The organism is Rhodohalobacter sp. 8-1 (assembly GCF_038150125.1).
Taxonomy (GTDB): domain Bacteria; phylum Bacteroidota; class Rhodothermia; order Balneolales; family Balneolaceae; genus SW132.
This window is the reverse complement of record NZ_JBBVMF010000052.1, coordinates 1-1,318: the sequence shown is the minus strand read 5'-3', so window position 1 is coordinate 1,318 and position 1,318 is coordinate 1. Positions and strand designations below refer to the sequence as shown.

Sequence of the window (1,318 nt, the reverse complement as noted above, 5' to 3'; positions counted from 1 at the left end):
ACCTCGGTTACGCAATGATTCGTACAGCGGTTACAAGATTAAAAGCGCCTTTCGATGAGTGGTAAAATTGTTGGCTAAGCGGTAAAAATGGTGGGGCGAGTGGTAACTTTTTCACCGACCTGGCTGGTTTGAATTTTATGAACCATAACTACGGACAGAATGGTTAGCTTAGGAAGCCCACATGAACTAAAATTATGAAGCAAGACATGCAGCCCGGAGTGTGCCAAAACTACTATCAGATAGAAAATGCGATGGGTTACATGGCGAGTCATCGCCAAATGTCTCCATCAGTAGAAAGACTGGCAGAGGCTGCAAAGCTTGAGGTTGACGAATTCCGACGGATTTTCACTGATTGGTCGGACGTCGATCCTGAAACCTTCTCTCGAAAGTTGTCTTCCCAGCTGACGAAAAGAGAAAATTCTAACAAACCTGATCTGTTTGATACAGCCGATGATATGCCATCGTCCAGCAAGTCATGGCATTACGATCGGTTTCTGAACATCAGCAGAATGGAACCTGAAAACTGCAAAGATGGCGGGAAGTCCCTGGTAATTAACTACTCTGTACAGCACACTCCGTTTGGCAGGATGATGGTTGCCTCAGCCGGCAAAGGTATCTGCAGGGTGTCATTTCTTTCTGAGGAACAGCAATGCTCAAATATCTTGGAAGACGAATTTCCGGAAGCTGAAATCAAGCATGATGAAAAGCTCGAACATATCATAATGGCCGATTTTTTCGGAAAACCAGGATTACCGGAGAGTATGATTAATTTGCATGTGAAGGGGACACCGTTTCAAATCACTGTCTGGAAAACTCTGTTACATATACCAGAAGGAGAGTTGAGCTGTTGCTCGGATGTAGCAATGGAGATTAATAATCCAAAAGCATTGCGGGCGGTTGGATCAGCTGTGGGCAAAAACCCAATCGCGTTTTTTATCCCGTGCCACAGAATTGTTCCGGCAGCAGGCGATTTTGGAAACTACCGCTGGGGAATAAACAGAAAGATTGCGATGATAGGGTGGGAGGCCGTACGGATATCTAAAGAGTCAGAATAAGTATATGAGGTTCAACTGTCAAGTTTGTTGGTACCTGTAATAATCCTAAGCACTGTTTTATTATGTGAGATGAGTTATTCATAAGCTTAAACCAGTTATTTGATTAAACAAAATATGTTACTAATACAGATTCTTTGCCCACGGCATCCCTCACGGGGCATAAAAACGGAAAACCACTGTTTTATTCAGAATGACGATGATTAGACTGGGTTTGCGGCGGCGTGATGACAATGCGATATTGAAAACGATGAATTCGCTCACGC

At 43.8% G+C, this 1,318-nt stretch carries 1 protein-coding gene; it reads left to right on the top strand.

Going from position 1 to position 1,318, the window contains the following annotated elements; genetic code table 11:
* Positions 1-194: 194 nt before the first annotated feature.
* Positions 195-1,055: a methylated-DNA--[protein]-cysteine S-methyltransferase gene (locus AABW11_RS19960; RefSeq protein ID WP_340107094.1), complete on the top strand. Its 861-nt coding sequence runs from the start codon at positions 195-197 to the stop codon at positions 1,053-1,055.
* Positions 1,056-1,318: the final 263 nt, after the last annotated feature.

Bases quoted from the DNA above. Each gene is read 5' to 3' on its own strand.
- AABW11_RS19960 (WP_340107094.1), top strand. From the start codon at position 195: ATGAAGCAAGACATGCAGCCCGGAGTGTGCCAAAACTACTATCAGATA.